This is a genomic window from Streptomyces sp. NPDC041784 (genome assembly GCF_055591025.1).
Genome location: NZ_JBVJAB010000033.1, coordinates 72,447 through 78,446 on the forward strand (window position 1 = coordinate 72,447; position 6,000 = coordinate 78,446).

Genomic DNA, 6,000 nt, shown 5'->3' on the forward strand with positions numbered 1-6,000 from the left:
CCCACCAGCTGCGGATCGGTGGCAGCCACGTCCGGCAGGACCGGATCGCTGTCTGACTGGCTGTTCTCCATCCGCTCACGTGGTCGGTGGGCTTCGAACGGCGTCCTGGTTCGCGTGAGTTGGCCGGTGCACGGGCCTGGAGGAAGGGCCTCTTGGCAGCTCGCGGTTGTCGAGTCCAGCGAGAATCGAAAGGCCCTGTTGTCGCAGTGTCGCGTGGTCGTGGTTGCAGGGTCCGGTTCGTCCACTCGTGGGTGTGACTGGGTGTGACTGCCTCGCTCACAGGTTCGGTAACGCGGCCGTCTGGCCGGATCGCCGGCTCCGGTACGGCTCGGACATGTGCGACGCCGAGTGGGTTGTCTCGGTGGACATGCGGTTCGGCAAATGGGCGCCCCCCGCGGTTGGGTGCTTCCGCGGTACCGCTCAAGTCAGGACCGCCCGCCGCAGGTTCCTCCTCACCTGCGCCCGGGGACGTTCTCCTCGTGCGCGCATGATGTGGCCGCCGAATACTCGATGCGGGGCCCGATGCCTCCCAACCGCAGTCCGGGCGCTGAAGAACATCAACCTTCCCGGCCCTGACCGATAAGGAGATTGCGTCATGCACTCCCGAAGGAACCCGCTGACTCCACTCGCGGCGGTGGCGGCCGGCCTGCTGGCCGGGGCGGTGGGAACGGTATGCCTGGATGCCGTCCATTACCTGAAGTACCGTCGCGCGGGCGGGACGGACAGTCCGCTCGCCTGGGAATTCGCGCCGGTCGAGAGCTGGGAGAAGGCCCCTGATCCGGGGCAGGTGGCGAAGCGGGTGATCGAGGGCTTCACCCAGCGTCGGCTTCCTGATGGTTCCGCCTGGTTCACGAGCACCGTCGCTCACTGGGCCTACGGATCAGCGGCGGGCGCGGTCTACGGCATCGTGGCCGGATCATTGCCCAGGCCCTCCCCCGTGTACGGCGTGCCTTTCGGTGCCGCAGTGTTCGCCGGTGACTACGTCACCTTGCCGATCGCAGGGCTCTACAAGCCGATCTGGCAGTACGACACCAGGATCGTGGCCTGGGATTTCGGTGCGCACGTCGCCTACGGCACCGGCACCGCAATCAGCTTCTGGCTGCTCAGCCGACTCGGCATCGGCGCCCTCGGACAGAGACCGTAAGCCGCAAGCCGCCTGCCGGCCACGGCCGATGCCCATGTGCGCCACGGGTCCCTGCTGATGGGTTGCGGTTGCTTCTGGACCGCCGCCCAAGCATCGTGAGCCCACGATCACGCCTGTCGGCGCGGAGCCCAGGAGGTGTTCGGCCAGGCCAGCCCGCCGAGCGCGTGGCCCGAATCGCCGCCCAAGCCATCCTGGCCGTCGACCGACTCCCCCCGACAGCTAGCTCCGGCGTGGTCGGACCGCCGTCCACCGGATCCCGAGCGCGGCTCGCGTCCGGCCATGCGAGTCTCGTCATGTCGACATCTTGCACGAGCGCAGGAGGTGTCAGTCATGGATATGAAACTCGAAGTCGTGGTGGTGCCGGTGTCCGACGTCGACCGGGCCAAGGGCTTTACACGCGATTGGGCTGGAGGCTGGACGCGGACATCTCCCCGGACGAGAACTTCCGGGTGGTGCAGGTGACGCCGCCGGGCTCGCCGACGTCGGTCATCTTCGGCACCTCGGTCACGTCCCAGAGCCGGGCTCGGCTCAGGACCTGAACCTTGTCGTGAACGACATCAACGCCGCATACGATGAGCTGAAACGGCTCGGCGCCGAGCCGAGCGAGGTGTTCCACGACGCCGGCGGCGTCTTCGACCACGCCGGGACAGACACCCGGGTGCCGGGGCCGGATCCACAGCGCACGAGCCACGGCTCGTTCCTGTCCTTCAGCGACCCCGACGGCAACGGCTGGCTCCTACAGGAGGTCACCACCCGACTCCCGGGACGCCTCGGATCCCGCGACCACGACGTTCGCCTCCGCAGAGGACCTGGCGAGCGCGCTGCGCCGCGCCGCGGCCGCGCATGGGGAGCACGAGGCACGCATCGGTGCGGAGGACCGGAATTGGCCGGACTGGTACGCCCAGTACATGGCGCGTGAGCAGGCCGGGACCGAACTGCCGTCGTGACCGCATCGCCCTTCGATAGGTGACTTACCGAGGTGCTCCTACAGCAAAGCACCGGGCCGCTGCGGGCCTCGCCTCGGGGAGGCGTTGGGCGACTTGAGAGCCGTTGATTCACGAAGAAGATCGCTACCGCTAGCGGAATTCGACGTCGGAGACGCTGACGAAGAACTCGCCCTTGGAGTCGTGTCCGGCGTCGCCGCCGCCCCAGATGTTGACGATGGCGTGCCGTCCCTGCCGGGATGCCAGTGCCTCGGTCGTATAGTGCAGCTCCTGGTCGGCGTGCGTGCCGCCGCCGTGGTACTCGACCATGAAGGGCGTCGGCTCCAGCACGTCCCAGGAGATTCCCTGGGCCGGATCCCAGTCCTCTGTGGTGATGAACCACTGGTGAGTCCACTTCGGGCCCATGTGGTTCTGCCTGTAGTTGTAGGTGAAGGTGTGCCGGCCGTCGACGGCCTCCAGCGTGCTGGTCGGCCAGTCACCCAGGCCGTCCCCGCCCGCCAGGTCCAGGCCCCGGAAGGCGGGATTCGCTGCCGATGCCACGTCGGCGCCCTGGAAGAACTTGCGGTACTCCAGGTACCCGCGGGCCTCGTTCCACGGCGGGTTGGCGGCTGTGCCGGGAGGCACCACCTCCTGCCAGGTGGTCGAGGTGTTCAACTCGCGCGCCTTCTGGCAGATCGGCGCATTGTCCTCGTCACGGATCGCCCGGATCGCCCGGCTGACCGGGAACTCCAGACTCCCGTGCCGCTCCCGGCCGTCATCCCCCCGGTCCTCGGCGCGCATGGGGATGTGCACGTTGTAGGGCGTGGACGTGGACGTGTCGACGGTGACCTCATCCGTGAACGGCCCCCAGGCGCCGTCGGCGTGCCGGGCCCGGATCTTCACCCGGTACTCGCGGGCGGGGGTCTCTCCGAGGCACACCCAGTGCCGGTTGGCCGACTGCCAGTGCGGATACCAGGTCGCCCAGTACAGGTCCACCGTCTGCGCGGGACGCCCGTCCAGCCACACCTCGTAGTGGTGCGGGTAGTCCGGGCGTCCGTTGTTCCAGTCGGACGGCTCCGTGGTGCCCTGGCCGGGGGCGTTTGCGCCGATCCGCCAGATGAGTGAGATGCCTTCGAGCTTGACGTCACCGTCATCGCGGTAGGTCGCCACCGCGCGCAGGTCCGCCGGGTGAGGCTGCTGCATCTTGGGAACTCCTCCAGTCGCACGGAACGGGTGGTCCAGCGCGAAACCACGCACCGAACCACCCTTATTGCCACTAATCAGACTATTGGCGGCGGCATATGCCGCAAGTGCGGTGAGCCACAGGTGGCATCCAGGGGCTCTCTGAAGCGTCAGGCCGGGTTCCGAACTGCTCCTGGCCGTGCCCGGCACCGCAGTCACCTTCCTCCCGCCGCACACGGCTTCTTGAAGGTTGTCCGCCGCGGGGCCGGCGGGCGCGAGCGCACGCCGACGTGCGTCCACTTCCGTTCCGTGTGCTCACCCGAACGGTCGTCCTCCGCTCTCAACAGACCGGGAAGACCCCCTTGCGCAGGCCGAACTCGCACTTCGCGCGCACTTCATGGCCAGGTCTCGTCTCCTTCGGGGCCATCCCGCGGCCGGTCCCACGGGCTTCTTCACCGCACAAGCCACAGGAGCCAGACGAACCGGGAGCGGCACGTCCCGTCCGACCCGAGAGGTGAGCCATGAGTACCCGCACGTCCGCCACCCCCTCCGAATCCGCACAGTCGCTCTACCACGCCATGTCCGGCCTCGCCGGCCCGCTGAGCTCCGGCGAAGGCACCGCGCCGGACTTCGCCGCCGCACCACGCGCGGCGGCCGGCGAGGAGCCGTCGGTACTCATCCTCGGCGCGGGGGTCAGACCTATCTCGCCCAGGAACTCCGCGGGCCCGTAGGACGCGAGAGAACCTCTGCAACCTCGCCGACCGCACCTCCGAAGACGTCCTCGACCACTGCGAAGCCGAGAACCTCGCCTTCATCCCCTGGTTCCCCATCGCGACCGGCACGCTCGCCGAAGCCAGGGGCCCGTTGGCGACGATCAGCAAGAGCCACGGCGCGACACCGTCCCAGCTCGCACTCGCCTGGCTCCTGCGCCGGTCCCCGGTGATCCTGCCCATTCCGGGAACGTCGTCGGTGGCGCACCTCGAGGAGAACGTCGCAGCGGCCTCGGTGCGGCTCTGGGACGGGGAGTTCGAAGCGTTGGCCAGGGCTGTCTGAGGCAGCCACGTCCGCCACCGGCGAAGGCAGCCACGTCCGCCGCCGGCGACTTCTGGCACCCCGGCGGAATAGCTCATTCCCTGCCCTTGTTGACGTGACCACAATCAGTCTGCGATCCAAGAAGGGCAGGGTCCCTATGAAGGTCCGAAACTCGCTGCGCGCGCTCAAGGCCAAGCCGGGCGCCCAGGTCGTCCGCCGCCGCGGACGCACCGTCGTGATCAACAAGCGCGACCCGCGCATGAAGGCCCGCCAGGGCTGACCCACGCCCGCATGCGGCTCACCCGCTCACGCTCCCACCGCGCTGAGCGACAGCGCCCAGAGGCGCTCGGCGGCGTCCGGGTCGAGGGCGAAGGGGGCTACGCCGCCGGAGGTGGTTCCCACGGCCTCCGGCGTCAGCGTCAGCGCCTCGTTGCAGTCCTCGAAGTAGCGACCGCCGACGCCCTCCAGCAGCGGGGAGGTCGCCACCAGCACACTCGTCGCGGCACCCTGGGGGATCGTCTTGAAGCGGAACGGCGCGCCGAGGATCGACCCGTCCTCCCCGGCCGCCTCCGCTGCGCGCAACTGCGCGGCTTGCTCCGGGTCCATGTAGCGAGACAGATGCGTGCTCATGATCACGCCGGGGGTGGACGGCGTTGGCGGTGATCCCGTCGGCTGCCCAGTGGCTGGTGGCTGCGACCGCGAAGAGAACGTTGGCGGTCTTCGACTGCCCGTAGGCGAGCCACGGGTCGTACGGGCGGGAATGGAAGTTGATGTCGTCGAACCGAGGTGATGCCGGTGAGGTCGGCGAGGTGGCGCCACTCGGCGCGCGGCGGGGTCTCGCTCTCGTGTTCGGTGATGAGCTGCAGGGCAGTTGGAAGTAGAGGTCGAGGTGGCCGCGTGCGATCGCGTGTGCCTTCGCGGGCTCGCTCTCCAGGACCACGGTGCCCACGGGTGCCAGCAGCGGACCGTCGCCCAGGACATCTCGGGCTTGCTGGATGTATTGCGGGGTGACCGGGGCGGGATGGGCGCCGACGGCCCGTTCGCGGGCGAAGCTCAGCATCTTCGGTCCGAGCGCTGCCAGGATCCTGCGGTCGGCAGGGACAGGTGTGGCGGCGTTGTCGAGGGTGTCGAGGTACTTCACCATCGTGGAGTAGGGCCGCCGGTAGTTCTGGGCCAGCCGCGCGGGGCTCACGCCCAGGCCCAGGGTGGCTGCCTCCCGGTCTTGGATCTCCTCTTCCAGCAGGATCCGGACGACTTCGGCCGGGTCCCAGCGCTGAGAGCGGGCGGTGGCCGGCACGGATGGGGCGGCCTTGGGGAGACAGGGGAACCGCATGCGCTTCGCGTCGCTCTCCAGCTCGGCCGGGATCGGCGGCGGGGCCTGTGGGGAAGGCAGCGGTGACGGGGCGGGAGCCAGGACCTGGTCGGCCGGTTCGGCCTTCGGGGTCCAGCAACGCGGTGCCGGTCATGGACGCAGACCGATGAGCCCGTATCGCCCCGTACCCTTCATGGTGTCTACGGCGTCCCATAGCGGGCGCCAAACCACTGGAGGCAACACCACGTGCTGATCGCTCAGCGTCCGTCCCTGACCGAAGAGGTTGTCAACGAGTTCCGCTCCCGGTTCGTGATCGAGCCGCTGGAGCCGGGCTTCGGCTACACCCTCGGCAACTCCCTCCGCCGTACCCTCCTCTCCTCGATCCCGGGTGCGGCGGTCACGTCCAT

General features: G+C 68.9%; 5 protein-coding genes and 3 pseudogenes. 6 read left to right on the forward strand and 2 right to left on the reverse strand.

What is annotated here, in order from left to right; genetic code table 11:
* The first annotated feature begins 595 nt into the window (after positions 1–595).
* The gene (locus ACZ6D7_RS40250) at positions 596–1,144 is read left to right on the forward strand and encodes a hypothetical protein (protein WP_469501850.1); all 549 of its coding nucleotides are present in this window, start codon (positions 596–598) and stop codon (positions 1,142–1,144) included.
* Between the two features lie 330 nt (positions 1,145–1,474).
* Positions 1,475–1,913 (forward strand): annotated as a pseudogene (locus ACZ6D7_RS40255) (VOC family protein); the annotation flags it as partial.
* A gap of 307 nt (positions 1,914–2,220) precedes the next feature.
* Here ACZ6D7_RS40255 and ACZ6D7_RS40260 read toward each other — a convergent pair.
* Positions 2,221–3,270, reverse strand: coding sequence for a lytic polysaccharide monooxygenase auxiliary activity family 9 protein (locus ACZ6D7_RS40260; RefSeq protein WP_469501854.1), 1,050 nt, complete (start codon positions 3,268–3,270; stop codon positions 2,221–2,223).
* A 500-nt stretch (positions 3,271–3,770) separates the two neighbouring features.
* Here ACZ6D7_RS40260 and ACZ6D7_RS40265 point away from each other — a divergent pair, with 500 nt between their 5' ends.
* From ACZ6D7_RS40265 to ACZ6D7_RS40275, 3 genes and pseudogenes are all read left to right on the forward strand, one after another.
* A complete protein-coding gene (locus tag ACZ6D7_RS40265; protein ID WP_469501856.1) occupies positions 3,771–3,980 on the forward strand; it encodes a hypothetical protein in 210 nt (69 codons plus the stop codon).
* A gap of 7 nt (positions 3,981–3,987) precedes the next feature.
* Positions 3,988–4,302, forward strand: a pseudogene (locus ACZ6D7_RS40270) (aldo/keto reductase); the annotation flags it as partial.
* A gap of 136 nt (positions 4,303–4,438) precedes the next feature.
* Positions 4,439–4,561 (forward strand): 50S ribosomal protein L36, encoded by a 123-nt coding sequence (locus tag ACZ6D7_RS40275; protein WP_469501858.1) that lies wholly within the window; start codon positions 4,439–4,441, stop codon positions 4,559–4,561.
* A 26-nt stretch (positions 4,562–4,587) separates the two neighbouring features.
* Here the strand turns inward: ACZ6D7_RS40275 and ACZ6D7_RS40280 are convergent, their stop codons facing one another.
* Positions 4,588–4,911 (reverse strand): hypothetical protein, encoded by a 324-nt coding sequence (locus ACZ6D7_RS40280; RefSeq protein ID WP_469501861.1) that lies wholly within the window; start codon positions 4,909–4,911, stop codon positions 4,588–4,590.
* 928 nt (positions 4,912–5,839) lie between these two features.
* On the opposite strand from ACZ6D7_RS40280, the pseudogene ACZ6D7_RS40285 reads away from it, so the two are divergent.
* A pseudogene (locus ACZ6D7_RS40285) lies at positions 5,840–6,000 on the forward strand (DNA-directed RNA polymerase subunit alpha); the annotation flags it as partial.

Bases quoted from the DNA above. Each gene is read 5' to 3' on its own strand.
- ACZ6D7_RS40250 (WP_469501850.1), top strand. From the start codon at position 596: ATGCACTCCCGAAGGAACCCGCTGACTCCACTCGCGGCGGTGGCGGCC.
- ACZ6D7_RS40260 (WP_469501854.1), bottom strand. From the start codon at position 3,270: ATGCAGCAGCCTCACCCGGCGGACCTGCGCGCGGTGGCGACCTACCGC.
- ACZ6D7_RS40265 (WP_469501856.1), top strand. From the start codon at position 3,771: ATGAGTACCCGCACGTCCGCCACCCCCTCCGAATCCGCACAGTCGCTC.
- ACZ6D7_RS40275 (WP_469501858.1), top strand. From the start codon at position 4,439: ATGAAGGTCCGAAACTCGCTGCGCGCGCTCAAGGCCAAGCCGGGCGCC.
- ACZ6D7_RS40280 (WP_469501861.1), bottom strand. From the start codon at position 4,911: ATGAGCACGCATCTGTCTCGCTACATGGACCCGGAGCAAGCCGCGCAG.